This window comes from Teichococcus rhizosphaerae (assembly GCF_002631185.1).
Classification (GTDB): domain Bacteria; phylum Pseudomonadota; class Alphaproteobacteria; order Acetobacterales; family Acetobacteraceae; genus Pseudoroseomonas; species Pseudoroseomonas rhizosphaerae.
This window is the reverse complement of sequence record NZ_PDNU01000003.1, coordinates 299,811-319,503: the sequence shown is the minus strand read 5'-3', so window position 1 is coordinate 319,503 and position 19,693 is coordinate 299,811. Positions and strand designations below refer to the sequence as shown.

Below are 19,693 nucleotides of genomic sequence, written 5' to 3'. Positions count from 1 at the left end.
GGAACAGAGCCCCCCGGGGCACGGAATCGAGGAAGCGCCATGCAGACCTTTGGCCATTGGATCGGCGGCAAGAGCATCGCCGCGGAGCGGCACATCCCCGTCATCAACCCCTCCAACGGGCACGCCTTCGCGCAGCTCGCCCGCGGCGGCGCGGCGGAGATCGAAGCCGCCGTGCGCGCGGCGCAGGCGGCGCTGGACGGCCCCTGGGGCCGCCTGTCCGCCACCGAGCGCGGCCGGTTGCTGACCCGGCTCGCCACCCTGATCGAGCGCGACGCCGAGGCGCTGGCCCAGGCCGAGAGCCGCGACGTGGGCAAGCCGATCCGCCAGGCCCGCGCCGATGCCGCCGCCTGTGCCCGTTACTTCGAGTTCTACGGCTCCAGCGCCGACAAGATGCATGGCGACACCATCCCCTATGCCGACGGCATGACGGTGATGAGCATCTGGGAGCCGCACGGCGTCACCGGCCACATCGTGCCGTGGAACTACCCTATGCAGATCGTCGGCCGCTCGGTGGGTGCCGCACTCGCCATGGGCAATGCCTGCGTGCTGAAGCCGGCCGAGGATGCCTCCCTCTCCTCGCTGATGCTGGCGGAACTCGCCGCCGAGGCCGGCTTCCCCGAGGGGGTGTGGAACGTCGTCACCGGCCTGGGCGAGGAAGCGGGGGCTGCGCTGACGGCGCATTCCGGCATCTCCCACGTCTCCTTCACCGGCAGCCCGGAGGTGGGCACGCTGGTGCAGGCGGCGGCGGCGAAGCACACCATCCCCGTCACGCTGGAGCTGGGCGGCAAGAGCCCGCAGATCGTGTTCCAGGACGCCGACCTCGACACGGCGGCCGGCACGGTGATGAACGGCATCATCCAGAATGCCGGCCAGACCTGCTCGGCCGGCTCGCGTGTGCTGATCCAGGCGCCGGTCTTCGACCGCCTCGTGGCCGACCTCGCCGGCCGCTTCGGGCGCCTCGAGGCCGGCCCCGCCGAGCGCGACCTCGACCTCGGCCCGGTGGTGAACGCGGACCAGCAGAAGCGCGTCAACGGCTTCCTCGACTTCGCGCGGAATGACGGGCTGAACATCGCCGGCCAGGGCCGCATCGCCTCCAACGCGCCGGAGGGGGGCTACTACGTGCAGCCCACGCTGCTGGCCGACGTGGCGCCCAACCACAAGCTGGCGCAGGAGGAGGTGTTCGGCCCCGTGCTGACCGCCATCCGCTTCCAGGACGAGGCCGAGGCGCTGGCCATCGCCAACGGCACGCAGTTCGGGCTGGTGGCCGGCGTCTGGACGGCCGATATCGGCCGCGCCATGCGCCTGTCGCGCGGCATCAAGGCGGGGCAGGTCTTCGTCAACAACTACGGCGCCGGCGGCGGCGTGGAGCTGCCCTTCGGCGGCGTGAAGCGCAGCGGGCACGGGCGCGAGAAGGGCTTCGCGGCGCTGGCCGGCTTCGCCGCGCTCAAGACCATCGCCATCCGGCACGGCTGAGGCCGGCATGGCGCGCACCGCCCTGGTCTATCTCGCCGCCGCGCTGGCGGAGATCGGGGGGTGCTTCGCCGTCTGGATGGTGCTGCGCCTCGGCCGCTCCGCCTGGTGGCTGTTGCCGGGGCTGGGCAGCCTGGCGCTGTTCGGCGCGCTGCTCACCCTGGTGGAGAGCGGCGCCGCCGGCCGCGCCTTCGCCGCCTATGGCGGGGTCTACATCGCGGCCTCGCTGGCCTGGCTTTGGGCGGTGGAGGGCGTGCGGCCGGACCGCTGGGACATGCTCGGCGCCGCCCTCTGCCTGGCGGGCGCGGCGGCGATCCTGCTCGGGCCGCGCGGCGCCTAGGGAACCCCCGTCGCGCTGGGCCGTTCTCTTCCTGCCAGCCCGGAGGAACGGTGATGACCGAGCAGAGCAAGCCCGCCGACGACAAGGCCCAAGCGCCGAAGCCCGGCCAGAAGCCTGTTGACGAGAAGACGCAGGAGGAGGCGGCGAAGGAGCGCGAGAAGACCGGCGGCTACCAGTAGCCGCAGCCCCTCACGCGCGCGGGCGGTGCCGCTTCATCCGGCGCCGCCCAGCCGCGTCAGCCGGAGCGAGATCAGCAGCGCCGTGGCCAGCGCCGCGCCGACCAGGCCCGCCACCCCCGCCCATCCGGCCGCCGCCCAGGCGAAGCCGCCCGAGGCGCCCATCACGCTCGCGCCCATGTAGTAGGCGAAGAGGTAGAGCGAGGAGGCCTGCGCCTTGGTGGCCCCCGCGCGCTGCCCCACCCAGGCGCTGGCCAGGGCGTGCGAGCCGAAGAAGCCGAAGGTGAGCAGCACCAGCCCCAGCACCAGGAGCGGCAGGCTCGCTGCCAGGGTCAGCGCCAGCCCGGCCAGCATGGCCAGCACCGTGAGCCACAACACCCGCCGCCGCCCGAGGCGGTCCGACAGCCCGCCCACGAGGGCCGAGCTGCCGATGCCCACGAGGTAGACGCTGAACACCAGCGCCACCACGCCATGCGGCAGGCCGAAGGGCGGCGCGAGCAGCCGGAAGCCGATGTAGTTGTAGGTCGTGACAAAGCTTCCCATGAACAGGAAGCCCAGCGCGTAGAGCCAGCGCATGCCCGGGTCCCGCAGATGGGCGGCGAAATTGGCGGCGAGCCCGCCCCAGGCGAGCGGGCGCGGGTGGAAGTGCCGCGAGGGCGGCAGGCTGCGCCAGAACACCAGCGCCGACACCAGCCCCAGCAGCCCGATGCAGGCCACCGATCCGCGCCACCCGCCGACTTCCAGCAGCAGGCCGGACACCACGCGCCCCGCCATGCCGCCCATGGCCGTGCCGCTGATGTAGAGGCCCATGGCGTAGCCGCTGGAGCGCGGGTGCAGCTCCTCGGCGATATAGGCCATGGCCACCGCCGGCAGGCCGCTCAGCGCGATGCCGAGCAGGGCGCGCAGCAGCAGGAAGCTTTCCCACCCCGGCGCGAAGGCGGCGGCGATGGTCAGCAGCGCCGAGGCCAGCACCGAGACCAGCATCACCGGCTTGCGCCCCAGAGCCTCGGAGGCGGCACTGGCCAGCAGCATGCACACCGCCATCACCGCCGTCGGCAGGGAAAGCGCCAGGCTGCTCGCCGCCGGGCTGACAGCGAAGCCCTCGGCGAAGGCGGGCAGCAGGGGCTGTGCGCAGTAGAGCAGCGCGAAGGTGGCGAAGCCGGCGCAGACGAAGGCAAGGTTGGTGCGGCGGAAACCAGGGGTGCCGCGTTCGATGTAGGGTGCCTCGTCGGCGGCGGGCGGGTTCATGCGGGAGGTCCGGCGCGGTTGCACGCGCAACATGCGGCATGTCCCTCCCCCGGTCACCAGCAGCGGGCTTTCCGCCGAAGCGGTTGCATCGCAACATGTTGAAACGCACCGGCGCCTCCCCTAGAAGTGACGCCAGGAAGCGGCCTGGGCCCAACCACGCCGCGGGAGGAGAGGACGCAATGAACATGCTGCGCCGCCAGGCGCTGGCCCTCGGGCTGGCCACCGGCTTCACCGCCCTTCTGGCCGCCGGCTCCGCCCGCGCCCAGACCGAGATCACCGTCCAGCACCCCTTGCCCACCGCCAACAGCCACTACGGCGCCGGCGCGATGGCGTTCAAGGAGTCGCTGGAGAAGGCCTCGGGCGGCAAGTACCGCGTCACCATCCAGCGCAACGACAATGAGCGCGAGATGATCGAGAGCGTGCAGATCGGCACGCTGGACTTCACCATCACCTCCACCGGGCCGGTCGGCAACTTCGTGCCCGAGGTCCGCACGGCGGACGTGCCCTTCCTGTTCCGCGACTACGCCCATGCGCGCGGCGCGCTGGATTCCGCCGTCGGCCAGGAGATCCTGGCGAAGTTCCCGGCGCGCGGGCTGGTCGGCGTGATCTGGATGGAGAACGGCTTCCGCCACCTGACCAACAGCCGGCGCGAGGTGAACACGCCCGCCGACATCCGCGGCCTGAAGGTGCGCACCATGGAGAACCAGGTGCACATGCGCGCCTTCTCCACCCTGGGCGCGCTGCCGACACCCATGGCCTTCTCCGAGCTCATCCCGGCGCTGCAGCAGGGCACGGTGGACGGCCAGGAGAACCCGATCCCCGTCATCGTCGCCAACAACATCAACCAGGTGCAGAAGTACCTGACGCTGACCGGCCATGTGTACTCGCCGGCGCTGATGATCGGCTCGCCCTCGCTCTGGGGCCGGCTGAGCGCGGCGGAGAAGGCGATGTTCATGGAGGCCGCCCGGGTCGGGCGCGACGCCAACCGCGCCAAGGTGACGGCCGACGAGCAGAGCGGCGTGGACGAGCTGCGCCGCCGCGGCATGACCGTGGTCACCAGCGTCGACACCGCGCAGTTCCAATCCGCCCTCGCCACTGCCTTCGCCCAGTACGAGAAGGAGCTGGACGGCAAGCTGCTGAACCGCCTGCGCGACTGGAAGCCCGCCCAGTAAGGCAGGCCCGGGCCTGCCAAGGCCACCCGCCGCCCGCCGCCCTCAGGCGGGTGGCCCCTCACCGCCACACGCCCTCGCCGCGAAGCCAGGAACAGCCCATGCCGCATCCGCACCGGGCCACCACATGGCGCTGCCTGCCATGAACACCGTCAATGCCATGCCATTGCTGGTCATCGGCGCCGCCAGCCTGCTCGGCACGCTGCTGGCGCTGTGGGCTGGCGCCCGCGCCGAGCCGGCGCGCCGCGCCGTGCTGGCGGTGGACCGGGTGGTGACGGAGATCGCGGCCATCCTCGCCTGCGCGGCTCTGGCCGTCGCCTGCCTCGCCGGGCTGTGGCAGGTCATCGCCCGCTTCGCCACCGAGACGCCCGCGATCTGGAGCGAGGCGCTGGTCCGCACCGCGCTGATCTGGATGGCCATGCTGGGCCTCGCCGTGGCGCTGCGCGCGGGCGCCCTGGTCTCGATCGACGCGGCGTACCGCTTCAGCCGCGGCGGGCTGCGCCGCGGGCTGGAGGCGGCGGCGCTGGCGGCCAACTGGTCGCTGATGGGGGTGCTGTTCTGGTTCGGCTGGAGCATGGCGCAGCGCGTGCGGTTCCAGGAGATGGCGGGTCTCGAGGTGTCCATGTCCTGGGGCTACGCGGCCATTCCGCTCGGCGCGCTGTTCGCCATGCTGGGCGCCCTGGCCAACTTCCTCGACCGCCGCTCGGCGGAGCTGGAGGCCGCTGTATGACCGGCGCCATGATCACCCTGATGCTGGTGGGCTTCGCCGCCAGCATCCCCGTCGCCGTCGCCATCGGCCTCGCCGCCATCCTCGGCATCGAGGGCTGGACGCGCTTCCCGATGATCGTGGCGGCGCAGCAGATCTTCGTGGCGCTCGACAAGTTCCCGCTCGCCGCCATCCCCTTCTTCATCCTGGCCGGCAACCTGATGGATGTGGGCGGCATCAGCCGCCGCCTGGTCGAGTTCGCCAAGTCGCTGGTGGGCGGCGTGCAGGGCGGGCTGCCGGCCACCTGCATCGTCACCTGCATGATCTTCGCCGCCATCAGCGGCTCCTCGGTGGCCACCACCTTCGCCATCGGCACCATCATGATCCCGGCCCTGGTCCGGCATGGCTACCCGGTGGGGTTCGCGGCCGCGCTGCAGGCCACCGCCGCCGAGCTCGGCGTCATCATCCCGCCCTCCATCCCGATGATCCTCTATGGCGTGACCACCCAGGTCTCGATCCCGGAGCTGTTCATCGCCGGCTTCGTGCCGGGCGCGCTGGTGGCGGGCGCGCTGATCGCCACCGTGCTGGTCTGGTGCCGCATCAAGGGCTGGGGGCGCCAGGACGGCGACGGGCGACTGCCCTTCCTCACCGCGCTGCGCCAGGCGGGCTTCGCGCTGCTGATGCCGGTGGTGGTGCTGGGCGGCATCTATGGCGGCATCACCACGCCGACCGAGGCCAGCGTCATCGCGGTGTTCTACGCCATCCTCGTCGGCATGTTCCTCCACCGCGAGCTGTCCTGGCGCGACCTCTACCCGATCTTCCGCAAGTCGGTGATCTCCTCGGCGGTGATCCTGTTCATCATCGCCTGCGCCGCGCTGTTCTCCTACCTGCTCAACCGCCAGGGCGTGCCGGACGCCGCCGCCGCATGGCTGGTCGAGACCTTCGACAGCGCCAACAGCTTCCTCTTCGGCGCCAACATCTTCCTCTTCGTCGTCGGCATGTTCGTCGAGACCAGCGCCAGCATCATCGTGCTGGCGCCGATCCTGGCGGACGCGGCGCAGCGCTTCGGCATCGACGGCGTGCATTTCGGCACGGTGATGGTGGTGAACCTGGCGCTGGGGATGATCACGCCGCCCTTCGGCGTGAACCTCTTCGCCGCCGCGCAGGTGGCGGGCTGCGGCATCGAGACGATGATGCGCTACCTCTTCGTCTTCATCGCCGTCATCCTCGCCTGCCTGATGCTCATCACCTACGCCCCCGCCCTGACGATGGCGCTGCCGAACCTGGTGTTCCGCTGATGCTGGCGCCCGCGCGCCCGGCCGCGAAGGGCCTCTCGCCCCGCGCGGCACGGGCGCATCTCGCCACCGACCCCATCCTGGGGCCGGTGGTGCGGCAGGTGGGCGCCATGACGCTGAAGCCCATCCAGCGCGAGCCCTATGAGGCGCTGGTGCGCGCCATCGCCCACCAGCAGGTGCATGGCCGCGCGGCGGAGGCGATGCTGAACCGCCTCATCGCCCTCTTTCCCGGCCAGGACTTCCCGCACCCCGAGGGCATCCTCGCCTTGCCGGAGGAGGGCTTGCGCGGCTGCGGCTTCTCGGGCGCCAAATGCGCCGCCATCCGCGACATCGCGCTGAAGAGCGTGGGCGGGCTGGTGCCGACCCGGCGCGCCGCCGCGCGCCTGGCCGACGAGGAGCTGATCGAGCGGCTGGTGGCGCTGCGCGGCGTCGGCCGCTGGACGGTGGAGATGCTGCTGATCTTCACCCTGGGCCGGCCGGACATCCTGCCGGTGGACGATTTCGGCGTGCGCGAGGGCTACCGCCTCGCCGCCGGGCGCGAAACCCAGCCGAAGCCCAAGGAACTGGCCGGGATCGGGCTGGCCTGGGCGCCCTTCCGCTCCGCCGCCGCCTGGTATCTCTGGCGCGCGGCGGATCTCAACAAGGAAGGCCGGTTCAGGGCGCCCCAGGCGATCTGAGGCGCCCTTTCCGCCTCAGTCGGCCCGGATGTTGGCCGCCTGGGCGATGTCCTTCCACCCGGCGATCTCGCGCCGCAGCCGCTGCGCCACCGCGTCCGGCCCCTCGAAGCGCACCAGCGAGCCGGCCTCGAAGGCGCGGCGGCGCAGCCCCTCATCGGCCAGCGCCGTCTCCATTGCCCTGGAAAGCTGCTCTCGGATCTCCGGCGGCACGGCCTTGGGCGCATAGAGGGCGAACCAGACATTCAGCGGCAGGTCGCGCAGGTCGGTCGCCTCGGCCAGTGCCGGGATGTCGGGAAGGCCGGGGTGGCGCTCGTTGGAGCTGACGCAAAGCGGCCGCACCCGCCCGTCCCGCACCAGCGACACCAGCGGCGGCGGCGAGTTCATGTAGAACTGGATGCGCCCGGCGACGAGGTCGCTGATCGTCTCGCCCGTGCCGCGATAGGGCACGTGCAGCAGGTCGATCCCGGCGCGGGACTTCAGCAGCTCCGTGCCGAGATGGTGCATCGAGCCGTTGCCGGCCGAGGCGTAGGTCATCTTGCCGGGATTGGCCCTGGCATGGGCGATGAACTCCGGCAGCGTCTTCGCCGGCACGCTGGGATGCACCACGAAAAGCTGCGGCGTGTCCGAGACCTGGCCGATCGGCACGAAATCCTCGGCGGTGCTGACGCTGCCCGTGCCGCCGATGGCGGCGCGCCCCGCCATGGTGCCGCAATAGCCCATCAGCAGGGTGTGGCCGTCGGGCTGCGAGCGCGCCACATGCATCAGCCCGATCACGTCGTTGCCGCCGGGGCGGTTCTCCACCACCACGGGCTGGCCGAGGATCTGCGCCATGGGCTCGGCGATCAGCCGCGCCGCGTAGTCCGTGCCGCCGCCCGCCGGGATCGGCACCACGATGCTGATGGGCCGGTTGGGGAAGCGTGCTTGCGCAATGGCCGGCCGCGCGCCCGTCCATGCCGCGGCGATGCCCGCAGCGCCCGCCAGCGCGCCCCGCCGGCCGATCCGGTTCCGCGTGAAATCGGTCATCCTCGTTCTCCTCCCGCTCGCGCCGGCTTGTTTCGCCGGTCGCGCTGTTGTGGCGCCCAGGGCATTTCCCGTCCGCCCTGGCTCAGTCCAGCCTGCTCCAGGCTTCTGTTCCCGCGAGCATCTTCAGCCGTCCAGATGGCTTCACCCGGAACGGGATCCGCCCTAGGGCATCGCCGCGGAGATCCCTCCATCGACCACGATCTCGGTGCCCGTGATGTGCTTCGCCTCGTCGGATGCCAGGAACAGCACGGCGTGCGCGATGTCCCAGGCATCGCCCATCCGGCCCATCGGCACCTGGGCGTTGCGGCGGGCGATGAGCTGCTCGGCGTCGTTGGCGCCGAGCTGGCGCACCAGCCGGTGCTCCACCAGCGGCGTGTGCATCAGCCCCGGCACCACGGTGTTGCAGCGCACGCCCTGGCGCGCCTGCTCCATGGCGACGGACTTCGTCAGCGCCAGGATGCCGTATTTGGACGCGCTGTAGGCGATGTGCGGCCGGTCCGCGCTCATCCGCAGCGCGGCGATGGAGGAGAGGTTGACGATCGCCCCCCTGCCCCGCGCCCGCAGATGCGGCATGGCGTGCTTGCAGCACAGGAAGGCGCTGCGCAGGTTGAAGTCGATCTGCCGCTCCCAGTCCTCCTCCGAGAGGCTTTCCGCGCCGCCGGGAAAGGAGCCGCCCACATTGTTCACCAGGATGTCGATGCCGCCATAGGCGGAGACGCAGGCCGCCACCGCCTCCGCCACCTGCGCCGCGGCCGTGACATCGGCCACATGCGCCATGGCCTCGCCGCCCTCGGCGCGGATGATGGCGACCGTCTCCTCCGCCGCCTCGGCGCGGTTGTCGAGAGCGAACACCCAGGCCCCCTGGCGCGCCATCAGCACCGCCGTGGCCTTGCCATTGCCCCAGCCCGGGCCCGCCGAGCCGGCGCCGGTCACGAAAGCCACCTTCCCGTCCAGCCGCAGCATGCCCGGCGCCCTCCCGCTCATGCCCGCACGGCGGCGCAGAGCCCGCCATCCACCAGGATCTCGGTGCCGGTGATGTATTTCGCGGCGTCGGAGGCCAGAAACAGCGCGGCCTCCGCCACGTCCCAGGCCTCGCCCATATGGCCCATCGGCACCTGGGCGTGGCGGCGCTCGTAGAAGGCGTCGCGGTCCAGCCCCGTCTCGCTGCTGGCGAACTGGGTGGCCAGCTTCTCGACGAGCGGCGTGTTCATCAGCCCCGGCAGCACGCAGTTGAGCCGCACGCCGCGCCGCGCGTAATCCACCGCCACCACGCGGCTGAACTGCACCAGCCCCGCCTTGGCCGCCGCATAGCCCGCCTGCGGCTTGCCCGTGTAGCGGATGGCCGCCGTGGAGGCGACCGAGACCACCGCGCCCTTCCCCTGCTTCTCCATCAGCGGCAGCACCGCCTTGCAGCAGAGGAAGGCGCTCTTGAGGTTGACGTCGATCTGGCTGTCCCAGACCTCCTCTGTCATGGTCGCCGGGTCGCCGGGCAGCGAAAGCCCGACATTGTTGACCAGCACATCGATCCGGCCGAGCTGCGCGACGCAGTCGGCCACCAGCGCCTCCACCGCCGCGCGCTCCGTCACGTCGCCCGTGCCCACGAGCATCTCGCCGCCCTCGGCCGCGACGATGCGCCGGGTTTCCTCCGCCGCCGCGCGGTCCCGGTCCACGCCATAGACCCTGGCGCCGTGGCGCGCGAAGGTGACGGCGATGGCCTTGCCGTTGCCCCATCCCGGCCCCTGCGAGCCGCAGCCGGTGACAAAGGCGACGCGCCCTTCCAGCGCCTTCACGCGCTCACCGCCGGCAGCGGGTCGCGCGCATCGACGCCCATCGCCTCCAGGAAGCGCGAGACCATGTTGTAGGCGCCGATGGTCGCCGTCAGCTCCACCAGGTCGCGCGCGTCGAGCCGCTCCCGCACGGCGGCGAACACCGCGTCCGGCACATGCACCTCACGCGTCATGGCGTCGCAATAGGCGAGCACGGCGCGCTGCGTGTCGTCGAAGGCATCGCTGCCGCGCCAGTCGGTCAAAGCGTCGAGCTGCGCCTGGGTCATGCCCTCCTTCAGCGCGATGGGGGCGTGCTGCTCGGCCTCGTAGGGCGCGCCGTTGAGATGGGCGATGCGCATGATCACCAGCTCGCGCAGCGCGCCGGGCAGCGCGCATTCGTGGCGGATGGCGGTCAGGTAGCGCAGCCAGCCCTCGGCCACCGGGCCGCTGTGCAGCAGCATGGCGTAGAGGTGCAGCAGGCTGCCGCGCTCGCGCACGATGCGCTCCACCAGCGGGCGCGTCTCGGGCGCGTTCGGATCGGCGTAGGGGATGCGGGCCAAGGACGTTTCCTCATGGTTCCGGCCGCCCCGGTGCGGAGTTCTCGGGGCGAGGCTCTCGGCGTGGCGGTTCCGTTGGCCGGAACTGCGTTTCCGCTCACGGAACACCATGCCCTGGCCCCGGTCAACCGCCCCGCGGCCCGATCCGGCGAACCGCCGGCCCAGGCATGGCCTCAACCCAGAAAGGCCAGCAGCGCGGCGACGAAGCCTTCCGGCTTTTCCGCGTGCAGCCAGTGCCCGGCGCCCTTCACCGTGCCGAAGCGGGCGGCGGGAAACAGCGCGCGGAACAGCGGCCGGTGCTCGTGGCGGATGTAGTCCGAGGCTTCGCCGGCCAGCACCAGGGTGGGCCCCTCGAAGCGGGCGCCCTCCGGCAGGGGTGGCGCCGCCTCGATGGCGGGCAGCGCCTCCGCGATGGCGCCAAGCCCGATGCGCCAGGCAGGCGGATCGGCATTGAGGTCGAGGTTCTGCAACAGGAAGCCGCGCACCCCCGCCGAGGGCACCGCCGCCGCGAGCGCCGCATCCGCCTCGCGCCGGGTCAGGCCGGGCCGGAGCGGCAGGGCGCGCATCGCCTCGGCATAGGCCCGGAAGGCCGGCGGATACCCGACCGGCGCGATGTCGGCCACCACGAGGCGGGACACCAGGGCGGGCTCCTTCAGCGCCAGGGTCATCGCCACCTTGCCGCCCATGGAGTGGCCGAGCAGGTCCACCGGGCCGGGACCGAGCGCCGCCAGCGTTTCCGCCACATCCGCCGCCATGGCGGGGTAGTCCATCGCCTCCTCGTGCGGCGACTGGCCGTGGTTGCGCAGGTCGAGCGCGATGACGCGCCGCCGCGCGGCCAGCATCCTCTGCACGCTGGCGAAGTTCTGCGCCTGGCCGAACAGCCCGTGCAGCAGCACCAGCGGCGCTCCCTCGCCCATCTCCACCGCGCGCAGCCGCATGGCTCCCTCCCTCAGCCGCGCGTGGCGACGACAACGCTGGCGGCGATCAGCGCGCCGCCGGTGATGACATCCCAGCCCACCGGCTCGCCCAGCCAGATGGTGGAGATGATGACGCCGATGGCCGGCGCCAGCAGGAAGCCCACCGCCGCCACCGCCCCCGGCAGGCGCCGCCCCGCCTCGATCACCGCCCAGGTGCCGACCGGCGCCACGATCCCGCCGATCAGCGCCGCGTGCCAGTAGGCGCCGGGCCCGATGCCGCCATTCGGCTCGAGCAGCAGCGCCAGCGGCAGCAGCACCAGCCCGCCCAGCAGGAAGCACCAGGGCAGGTTCTCCAGCATGGTCTGGTGCGGCGGGAAGCGGCGCGTGGCGATGATGGCGCAGGACCAGAGCAGCGCCGCCAGCAGCAGCATGCCATGGCCCAGCACCATGTCCGGATCGCTCCAGTCCACCGCCCAGGGGCCGGCCAGCGCGGCCACGCCCGCCAGCCCCAGCCCCGCCGCCGCCCAGCGCCGCGCCGAGACGCGCTCGCCCAGCAGCAGCACCGACATGGGCACCAGCCAATAGATGGTGACATTGGCCAGCACCGCGGTGCGGCCCGCCGGCACCAGCGCCACCGCCAGGTGCGAGAGCGCGAAAAAGCCGCCAAGCTGGAGGAAGCCGACCCCGAGCACCGCCGGCCAGTCCTGCCGCGCCGGCCAGCGCAGCCGGCGCGTGGCGGCCAGCAGCAGGAAGGCGACCGATGCGCCCAGCAGGGTGCGCGACACGGCAAACCACAGCGGCGTGGCATCCGCCAGCGCCGCCTTGGTGACGGGCCAGGCCCCGCCGAACAGCGTGACAGCGATGAGAAGCAGGCGCAGGTCGGCGAGACGGAGCATGCGGCCCGGCTACCCGGCGACGGTCAGCATGATCTTGCCGACATGCACGCTGCTCTCCATGAGCGCATGCGCCTCGCTGGCCTTGGCCAGCGGGAAGGTGGCGTGGATCACCGGGCCGCACTCGCCGCGGGCCAGCAGCGGCCACACCTTCTCCTCCAGCGCGCGGGCGATCTCGCCCTTCTCGGCGGTGCTGCGCGGGCGCATGGTGCTGCCCGTCACCGTCAGGCGCTTCACCATGATCGGGCGGAGGTCCACCTTCTCCGCCTCGTGGCCGGACAGGAAGGCGATGATCACCAGCCGCCCGTCCTTGGCCATGCAGCGCAGGTTGCGCTGGAAGTAGTCGGCGCCCACCATGTCGAGCAGCACGTCGACGCCGCGGCCATCGGTCAGCCGCTTCACCTCGGCGGCGAAGTCCTGCTCCCTGTAGTTGATGGCCACATCCGCGCCGAGCTTCAGCATCGCCTCGCACTTGGCGGCGCTGCCGGCGGTGGCGAAGACGCGCGCGCCGAAGGCCTTGGCGAGCTGGATGGCGGTGACGCCGATGCCCGAGGTGCCGCCATGGATCAGCACCGTCTCGCCTTCCGCCAGGCGGCCGTGGCCGAACAGGTTGGCCCAGACGGTGAAGTAGGTCTCGGGTAGCGCGGCGGCGCGCAGCGCGTCGAAGCCCGCCGGCCAGGGCAGGGTCTGCGCCTCGGGCGCGGTGCAGTACTCGGCATAGGCGCCGCCATTGGCCAGGGCGCAGACGCGGTCGCCCGGCTTGTAGCGGCGCACATCGGCGCCCACGGCCACCACCTCGCCCGCCATCTCCAGCCCGGCCACCGGGCTCGCGCCGGGAGGCGGCGGGTAGAGGCCCTTGCGCTGCTGCACGTCGGGCCGGTTCACGCCCACCGCCATCACCCGCACCAGCACCTCGTCCGCCTTCGGCTGCGGCACGGGGCCGCGCGCCGGCACCAGCACCTCGGGGCCGCCGCCCGCGCCATGGTCGATATAGGTCATCTCCGCGGGCAGAGTCGCCATGGTGTCGTTCCCTTGTGCGTTCCGGTGTGGCAGGCTCCGGAAGGTCAACGCCCCGCCGCCTCCCGTCAAGCCAAGCACGAGCATGTCACGATGAAGCATCATGGCGGCCAAGCCTCTGCCGCGCCGGCTCCGCGCCGTGCCCTGCTGGCTTTGCTGGCCGCCCCCGCCCTGGCGGGCCATGCCGCGGCGCAGACGCGGGGGGCTGCGGGCAACCCGGCCAGTCCCGCCGCCGGCCCCTCCACCGCTTCCCCGCCCGGTCCCGCCCCCGCCCCCCCCACGGGCGCGGAGCTGCGCATCGGCGCGCTTTATCCCGCCTCCGGCCCGCTCGCCTTGCTGGGGGATGAGAGCTTCCGCGGGCTGGAGCTGGCGGTCGAGGCGCGCAACGAGGCGGGCGGCGTGTTCGGCCGGCCGCTGCGGCTGGTGAAGGCCGAGGCGAGCGACGCCGCCCAGGCCGGCGAGGCGGCCCGGCGCCTGATCGGCACGGAGCGCGTGGCGGCGGTGTTCGGCAGCGGCGTCTCGCCCCTCTCCTTCGCCGCCTCGCAGGTGACGGAACTGGCCGGCATCCCCTATTTTGAGCTCGGCGCGGTGGCCGACTCGATCACCGCGCGCGGCTTCCGCTACCTGTTCCGCAGCTGCCCGCGCGGGCAGGACCTGGCCGCCCTGTCGCTCCGCGCCGCGCGCTGGCTGCTGCCGCTGCTGTGGCGCGCGCCGCTGGCGGGGATGCGGCTCGCCATCCTGCACGAGGACGCGCTCTTCGGGCAGAGCGTGGCCACCGCGCAGGAGGCGGGGCTGCCGCCCGAGGCGACGCTGCTCGGCCGCTTCGCCTATGGTCCGGGCGGGCAGGACCTGCCGGGGCTGGTGCAGCGGCTGCGCGCCGCCGATGCGCAGCTCCTGCTCCACACCGGCCACGAGGCGGATGTCCTGCTGCTGTTCCGCGCCATGAAGGAGGCCGGCTGGCGGCCGCGCATGGTGATCGGCGGCGGCGCCGCCTACAGCATGGTGGACACCGCGCGCAGCATCGGCTCCGGCTTCGAGGGGGTGATGGTGGTGGATTTCCCGCCCTATGCCGCCGCCGGGCGCATGGGCGCGGATGCGCGGCGGCTCGCCGAGGCCTACAGCGCCAAGTACGGGCACGAGCCGCGCTCCTGCCACAGCCTCGCCAACCATGCGGGGGCCCGCATCTTCCTGGACGCGCTGCACCGCGCCGGCTCGGCCGACAAGGAGAGGATCCGCGCCGCCGTGCTCGCCACCGATGTTGAGGAGCGCGACGCGCCCTTCGGATGGGGCGCCGCCTTCGACGAGGCGGGGCAGAACCTGCGCGCCCTGCCCGTGCTCGCGCAGTGGCAGGCGGGGCGGGCGCTGGCCGTGTTTCCGGATGGCTGCGCGGCGGCGCTGCCGCGGGGCGAGATGGGATGAGGAAGCGCCGGGGAAGCCTCCCTCCCCGGCGCCCCCCGCGCGTTGCCCGGCCAGCGCCGGTGCCAGCCGGCCCCGGTGCCGGCCGGCCCTGACGTCAATCGGCCTTGATGCCGGCTTCCTTGATGATCGGCTCCCACTTGGCGATCTCGTCGGTCAGCCACTTCCTGGCCGAGGCCGGGGTGCTGTCGCTGCGGGTCTGCATGGTGAGGTCGGCGAGGCGCGCCTTGACCGAATCCATCGCCATCACCTGGTTGATCAGCCCGTTCAGGCGCGTGACCACCGGCTCCGGCGTGCCGGCGGGCGCCAGCACCATGTGCCAGGTATAGGCCTCGTAGCCAGGCACGCCGGCTTCCTGGAAGGTCGGCATGTCGGGCAGCTGCGGGAGGCGCTGGGCCGAGGAGATCGCCAGCCCCTTCACCTCGCCGCTGCGCACGAAGGGCAGCGCGCTGTTGGCCACGTCCAGCATCATCGTCACGGTGCCGTTCAGCAGGTCCGGGATCGCCGCCGCCGAGCCGCGATAGGGGACGTGGTTCACCTTCAGGCCGCCCGCCTGCTTCAGGAACAGCTCGCTGGCCAGGTGCAGCGCCGCGCCGTTGCCGGTGCTGGCGTAGTCATACTTGCCGGGGTTCTTCTTGAAGAACTCGATCAGCTCCTGCAGCGAGTTCACCGGCACGTCCTTGTTCACCATCATCAGCATCGGGATGGTGCCGGCGAGCGCCACGGGCGTGAAGTCCGCCACAGGGTCGAAGGGCAGGCTCGGATAGATGGCGCGGATCGCCGCCTGGGCGATGGTGGTGTAGAGGAAGGTGTGGCCGTCGCGCGCCTTGGCCACGGCGTCGGCGCCCACCACCGTGCCGGCGCCGGTGCGGTTCTCGACGATCACGCGCTGGGGCAGCAGCTTGGACAGCTCCTCGGCGACCAGCCGGGCGGGAATGTCGGTCGGGCCGCCGGCGGAGAACGGCACCACGAGGCGGATCGGCTGGCTGGGCCAGCCATCCTGCGCGCGGGCCAGACCGGGAAGCAGGGCGGGCGCGGCCAGGGCGGCGCCCAGCCCCATCAGGTTCCGACGGTTCAGCTTCATGGTCTCGTATCCCCGGTTCTGAAAACTGGCGCCTATATCGTTGTCCGGGGGGGCTGCCGTCCAGCCCTCATCAACCTGCCGGATGGATGCGGCGGCCCCGCGGGGCGCGCCGCCGCCCTGTACGGAGTGCCCTGCGAGGGCACCCTGGAGCGTCCGGTCAGTGGTGGTGGTTGGCGCAGGCCTGCGCCCCCGCCTGCAGCTCCGGCCGGGCCACCGGCACCGCCACGGCACGCTCGATCACCCGCGCGGCGCGGAAGCAGAGGTCGTCGCGCAGCTGCGCGGCGGCGAGCTGCACGCCGCGCGGCATCCCCTCCTCGTCCAGGCCGAAGGGGACGGTGATGGCGGGCTGGCGGGTCAGGTTGAAGGCGAAGGTCCAGGGCGCCCAGTCCCGCCACAGCGCCTCGGTGGGCCGGATGGTGGGGGCGTCGGCATCGAAGGCGGCGGTGGGCGTGGTGGGGCAGAGCACCAGGTCGTATCTCAGGTGGAAGCGCGCCATGGCGTGCGCCGCCTCCGTCCGCATCGCCTCGGCGCCGAGGTAGTCGATGGCGGACATGCCGCCCTCGCGCTCCGCCACCTCCTCCAGCCCGCGGTCCAGCAGGGCGCGCTTCTCGGGCGCCATGGTGTTGACCAGCCGGGCCAGCGCCACGCCCCAGACGCGGCCGAAGACGTGGCGGGTGTCCGGCAGCTCCGGGTCCGCCTCCTCGACGATGGCGCCGTGCTCGGAGAGCACCCGCGCCGCGGCCAGCATCGCCGCCTCGCCCTCGGCGTCGATCGGCGGGGCGTAGCCCAGGCGGCGCACCACCGCCACGCGCAGCCCGGCCACGCCCGCCTCGATGCCCTCGCGCCAGTCGCGCGGCTCGTCATGCACGCAGAACGGGTCGCGCACGTCCGGAATGGCCATGGCGGACATCATCAGCGCCGCGTCGCGCACACCGCGCGTCATCGGGCCGGCGCAGGAGACATGGCCGAAGGCGCTGTGCGGCCATTGCGGGATGCGGCCATAGCTCGGCTTCATCCCCACCAGCCCGCAATAGGCGGCGGGGATGCGGATGGAGCCGCCGGCATCGGTGCCGATGTGCATCGGCCCGAAGCCCGCCGCCCCGGCGGCGCCCGCGCCGGAGGAGGAGCCGCCCACCGTGCGCTGCGGGTTCCAGGCGTTGCGGCTGATGCCGTGCAGCGGGCAGTCGCCCGGCGTCTTCCAGCCGAACTCGGTGGTGGTGGTCTTGCCCAGGATGACGGCGCCCGCCGCCTTGAGCCCCATCACCGCCGGCGCGTCCTCGGCCGCCGGAGTGGCGTCGGTGGTCTTGCTGCCGCGCCGCGTCGGCATGCCCTGCACGTTCAGCAGGTCCTTCACCGTCACCGGCACGCCGTCGAGCGGCCCCATGGGGCGGCCGGCGGCCCAGCGCGCCTCCGATTCGCCGGCCTGGGCCAGGGCGCGCGGGTTCAGCATGGCGAAGGCGTTGACCCAGGGGTTGTAGCGCGCCACCCGCTCCATCACCGCCTGCAACGCCTCCACCGGCGAAAGGCGGCGCCGGGCGTAGAGGCCGAGAAGCTGCTCGGCGGACATCAGGGCGGGATCGGTATCGGACATGCTGGGTTCCGCTGTGGTCGTCGGGCAGGAAGGGCGGCACGGGCCACCGGCCCATGCCGCGCAGCTTGCCCCGGCGGCGCGCCGCGCGCCAGCGGGCGAGGGGACGGGCGGGAGCGGGGGGCCGGTTGGGGGGTAGGCGGCGGGCCGAGGGCGGCGCAGGATCGGCCCGCACCCGCGCAGGAGTTTCCGCCATGAGCACATCCGAGCAACCGCAGAAGCCCTGGGAATGGCCGGAGGAGCGCTGGCGCCAGATCGTCGGCCGCGCCTATGCGGGCCGCAGCCTGGCGCCGCGGTCCTGGCCGAACGGGGCGCGCTGCTGCGTGGCGCTGTCCTTCGACGCCGACCACGAGACCATCCCGCTGCGCGACTCCGACGAAAGCCCGATGCGCATCAGCCAGGGCCAGTACGGCGCGCGCCAGGGCGTGCCGCGCATCCGCCGGCTGCTGGAGCGGCAGGGCATCAAGGCCAGCTTCTTCTATCCGGCCGTTTCCGCCCTGCTGCACCCGGAGGAGGTGCGCGGCGTGGCCGGGGCGGGGCATGAGATCGGCATCCATTCCTGGATCCACGAGGCCAACACCACCCTGCCCCCCGGCATGGAGCGCGAGCTGACGCTGCGCGCGGCCGACACGCTGGAGAAGGTCTCCGGCACCCGGCCCGTGGGCATCCGCACGGCGAGCTGGGACTTCTCGGTCGATACCATGTCGATCATCCGCGAGATGGGCCTGCTCTACGACTCCTCGCTGATGGCCGATGACGAGCCCTACGAGCTGACCGCCAATGGCGAGGCCACCGGCATCGTCGAGCTGCCGCCCGAGTGGATCCGCGACGACGCGGTGTATTTCAACATGGTCCGCTTTTCCGGCCTGCGCCCCTACACCCCGCCCTCCGCGGTGGAGGAGATCTTCAAGGCGGAGTTCGACGGCGCCTATGCCGAGCGCGGCACCTTCCTGCTGACCATGCACCCGCACATCATCGGCCACCGCAGCCGCATCACGCTGCTGGAGCGGGTGATCGACTACATCAAGGGCCATGAGGGCGTGTGGTTCGCCACCCATGCCGAGCTGGCGCAATGGTGCAAGGACCAGGCGGCTTCCTGACCCCCGGGGAAAAAGCGGCGGCGCGGGGGAATCCCTTCCCCCGCCCTTCCCTCTCCCGCCGGCCTCGCCCAATCTGCCGGGCATGATCCCCGCCCGTCCCTTCCGCCTCCTCCCCAATTCCCGCCATGGCACGCCCGGCGTGGTGGTGCTGCCCGAGAGCGGCTTCCGCCGCGCCGCCGCCGAGATCGCCTCCTGGCCGGGCTATGCCGAGACGCCGCTGCACCCGCTGGCGGAGGTGGCCGAGGCCGCCGGGATTGCGGCCCTGCACTACAAGGACGAGGGCGGCCGCTTCGGCCTCGGCAGCTTCAAGGCCCTGGGCGGCGCCTATGCGGTGGCGCGGCTGCTGGTGGCCGAGCTGGCGCGGCGCGGCGTGGCTCCCGCCGCGCGCGTCGCGGAGCTGATCGAGGGCCGCTACGCCGAGGCCACGGGCGCCATCACCGTCACCTGCGCCACCGACGGCAACCATGGCCGCTCCGTGGCCTGGGGCGCGCAGCGCTTCGGCGCGCGCTGCGTCATCTTCGTGCATGAGACGGTCAGCCAGGGGCGGCGGGACGCCATCGCCGCCTATGGCGCCGAGATCCGCGAGGTGCCCGGCCATTACGACGACGCGGTGCGCGCCGCAGCCGCCATGGCGGAGCGGGAAGGCTGGTTCGTCGTCTCCGACACCTCCTGGCCCGGCTACACCGAGGTGCCGCGCGACGTCATGCAGGGCTACCGGCTGATGGCCGAGGAGGCGCTCGCCGCCCTGCCCGCGCCGCCCACCCATGTGTTCGTGCAGGGCGGCGTCGGCGGCGTCGCGGCGGCGGTCTCGGTGCAGCTGCGCGCCCGCTTCGGTACCGCGCCGCGCCTCGTCGTGGTGGAGCCGGAGCGCGCCGCCTGCCTGCTGGCCAGCGCCGAGGCCGGCCACGCCGTTTCCGTTCCCGGCGACCTGGACACGCTGATGGCGGGCCTCGCCTGCGGCGAGCCGAGCCTGCTGGCCTGGCAGGAGCTGGAACGCGCCGCCTTCGCCTTCATGGCGGTGCCGGATGCCTCGGCCGTCGATGTGATGCGCCTGCTGGCGCGCCGCGCGCCGCCGATTACCGCGGGCGAGAGCGCGGTGGCCGGGCTCGCCGGGCTGCTGCTGGCGGCGGCGGACCCGGCGGCGCGCGCCGCGCTCGGCCTCGACGCCGCGAGCCGCGTGCTGGTCTTCGGCACGGAAGGGGCGACGGACCCGGCCCTCTATGCGGCGCTGGTGGCGGAAGGCTGAGCCTT

20 protein-coding genes are annotated in these 19,693 nt (G+C 72.7%); 10 read left to right on the top strand and 10 right to left on the bottom strand.

The window, feature by feature from the left end:
* The first annotated feature begins 39 nt into the window (after window positions 1-39).
* Genes CR162_RS03900 through CR162_RS23035 form a run of 3 tightly spaced genes read left to right on the top strand, consistent with a single transcriptional unit; the run spans window position 40 to window position 1,989 of the window.
* Complete coding sequence (locus CR162_RS03900; RefSeq protein ID WP_099094207.1) at window positions 40-1,473, top strand: aldehyde dehydrogenase family protein; 1,434 nt, start codon at window positions 40-42, stop codon at window positions 1,471-1,473.
* A gap of 7 nt (window positions 1,474-1,480) precedes the next feature.
* Window positions 1,481-1,810 carry a YnfA family protein gene (locus CR162_RS03895; RefSeq protein WP_099094206.1) on the top strand — a complete coding sequence of 110 codons (330 nt, stop codon included), beginning with the start codon at window positions 1,481-1,483 and terminating at the stop codon, window positions 1,808-1,810.
* Between the two features lie 53 nt (window positions 1,811-1,863).
* Entirely contained in the window at window positions 1,864-1,989 is a 126-nt protein-coding gene (locus tag CR162_RS23035; RefSeq protein WP_281254947.1) for a hypothetical protein, read from the top strand.
* A 33-nt stretch (window positions 1,990-2,022) separates the two neighbouring features.
* Here CR162_RS23035 and CR162_RS03890 read toward each other — a convergent pair whose 3' ends face one another.
* Window positions 2,023-3,234 (bottom strand): MFS transporter, encoded by a 1,212-nt coding sequence (locus tag CR162_RS03890; protein WP_099094205.1) that lies wholly within the window; start codon window positions 3,232-3,234, stop codon window positions 2,023-2,025.
* A 179-nt stretch (window positions 3,235-3,413) separates the two neighbouring features.
* Here CR162_RS03890 and CR162_RS03885 point away from each other — a divergent pair, with 179 nt between their 5' ends.
* The 4 genes from CR162_RS03885 to CR162_RS03870 all read left to right on the top strand — a co-directional run bounded on the left by CR162_RS03885 (window position 3,414) and on the right by CR162_RS03870 (window position 7,081).
* Window positions 3,414-4,406, top strand: a complete 993-nt coding sequence (locus CR162_RS03885; protein WP_099094204.1) for a TRAP transporter substrate-binding protein — start codon at window positions 3,414-3,416, stop codon at window positions 4,404-4,406.
* A gap of 124 nt (window positions 4,407-4,530) precedes the next feature.
* Window positions 4,531-5,133, top strand: coding sequence for a TRAP transporter small permease (locus tag CR162_RS03880; RefSeq protein WP_245870108.1), 603 nt, complete (start codon window positions 4,531-4,533; stop codon window positions 5,131-5,133).
* Window positions 5,130-6,407: a TRAP transporter large permease gene (locus CR162_RS03875; RefSeq protein ID WP_099094203.1), complete on the top strand. Its 1,278-nt coding sequence runs from the start codon at window positions 5,130-5,132 to the stop codon at window positions 6,405-6,407. The genes CR162_RS03880 and CR162_RS03875 overlap by 4 nt, the downstream gene beginning before the upstream one ends.
* On the top strand, window positions 6,407-7,081 hold the full coding sequence (locus tag CR162_RS03870; RefSeq protein WP_099094202.1) for a DNA-3-methyladenine glycosylase family protein: 675 nt from the start codon (window positions 6,407-6,409) through the stop codon (window positions 7,079-7,081). The genes CR162_RS03875 and CR162_RS03870 overlap by 1 nt, the downstream gene beginning before the upstream one ends.
* A 15-nt stretch (window positions 7,082-7,096) precedes the next feature.
* On the opposite strand, the gene CR162_RS03865 is transcribed toward CR162_RS03870, so the two are convergent.
* From CR162_RS03865 to CR162_RS03835, 7 genes are all read right to left on the bottom strand, one after another.
* A complete protein-coding gene (locus CR162_RS03865; protein WP_099094201.1) occupies window positions 7,097-8,104 on the bottom strand; it encodes a Bug family tripartite tricarboxylate transporter substrate binding protein in 1,008 nt (335 codons plus the stop codon).
* Window positions 8,105-8,266: 162 nt separating this feature from the next.
* Window positions 8,267-9,067 carry an SDR family NAD(P)-dependent oxidoreductase gene (locus CR162_RS03860; protein WP_099094200.1) on the bottom strand — a complete coding sequence of 267 codons (801 nt, stop codon included), beginning with the start codon at window positions 9,065-9,067 and terminating at the stop codon, window positions 8,267-8,269.
* Window positions 9,068-9,084: 17 nt separating this feature from the next.
* Window positions 9,085-9,894: an SDR family NAD(P)-dependent oxidoreductase gene (locus CR162_RS03855; protein WP_099094199.1), complete on the bottom strand. Its 810-nt coding sequence runs from the start codon at window positions 9,892-9,894 to the stop codon at window positions 9,085-9,087.
* Window positions 9,891-10,430: a carboxymuconolactone decarboxylase family protein gene (locus CR162_RS03850; protein WP_099094198.1), complete on the bottom strand. Its 540-nt coding sequence runs from the start codon at window positions 10,428-10,430 to the stop codon at window positions 9,891-9,893. Before CR162_RS03850 ends, CR162_RS03855 begins: the two co-directional genes overlap by 4 nt.
* A 170-nt stretch (window positions 10,431-10,600) precedes the next feature.
* The gene (locus CR162_RS03845; protein WP_099094197.1) at window positions 10,601-11,365 is read right to left on the bottom strand and encodes an alpha/beta fold hydrolase; all 765 of its coding nucleotides are present in this window, start codon (window positions 11,363-11,365) and stop codon (window positions 10,601-10,603) included.
* An 11-nt stretch (window positions 11,366-11,376) separates the two neighbouring features.
* Window positions 11,377-12,240 (bottom strand): DMT family transporter, encoded by an 864-nt coding sequence (locus CR162_RS03840; RefSeq protein ID WP_099094196.1) that lies wholly within the window; start codon window positions 12,238-12,240, stop codon window positions 11,377-11,379.
* Window positions 12,241-12,249: 9 nt separating this feature from the next.
* Entirely contained in the window at window positions 12,250-13,257 is a 1,008-nt protein-coding gene (locus CR162_RS03835; RefSeq protein ID WP_099094195.1) for an NAD(P)H-quinone oxidoreductase, read from the bottom strand.
* A gap of 90 nt (window positions 13,258-13,347) precedes the next feature.
* Here CR162_RS03835 and CR162_RS03830 point away from each other — a divergent pair, with 90 nt between their 5' ends.
* Complete coding sequence (locus CR162_RS03830) at window positions 13,348-14,673, top strand: ABC transporter substrate-binding protein (RefSeq protein ID WP_176559702.1); 1,326 nt, start codon at window positions 13,348-13,350, stop codon at window positions 14,671-14,673.
* Window positions 14,674-14,767: 94 nt separating this feature from the next.
* Here CR162_RS03830 and CR162_RS03825 read toward each other — a convergent pair whose 3' ends face one another.
* Together CR162_RS03825 and CR162_RS03820 are read right to left on the bottom strand one after the other, a co-directional pair.
* Complete coding sequence (locus tag CR162_RS03825) at window positions 14,768-15,754, bottom strand: Bug family tripartite tricarboxylate transporter substrate binding protein (RefSeq protein ID WP_245870107.1); 987 nt, start codon at window positions 15,752-15,754, stop codon at window positions 14,768-14,770.
* 157 nt (window positions 15,755-15,911) lie between these two features.
* Complete coding sequence (locus CR162_RS03820) at window positions 15,912-17,345, bottom strand: amidase (RefSeq protein WP_099094192.1); 1,434 nt, start codon at window positions 17,343-17,345, stop codon at window positions 15,912-15,914.
* A gap of 191 nt (window positions 17,346-17,536) precedes the next feature.
* On the opposite strand from CR162_RS03820, the gene CR162_RS03815 reads away from it, so the two are divergent.
* Both CR162_RS03815 and CR162_RS03810 read left to right on the top strand, forming a co-directional pair.
* Entirely contained in the window at window positions 17,537-18,442 is a 906-nt protein-coding gene (locus CR162_RS03815; protein WP_099094191.1) for a polysaccharide deacetylase family protein, read from the top strand.
* A gap of 82 nt (window positions 18,443-18,524) precedes the next feature.
* Window positions 18,525-19,688, top strand: coding sequence for a diaminopropionate ammonia-lyase (locus tag CR162_RS03810; RefSeq protein ID WP_099094190.1), 1,164 nt, complete (start codon window positions 18,525-18,527; stop codon window positions 19,686-19,688).
* Window positions 19,689-19,693 lie beyond the last annotated feature (5 nt).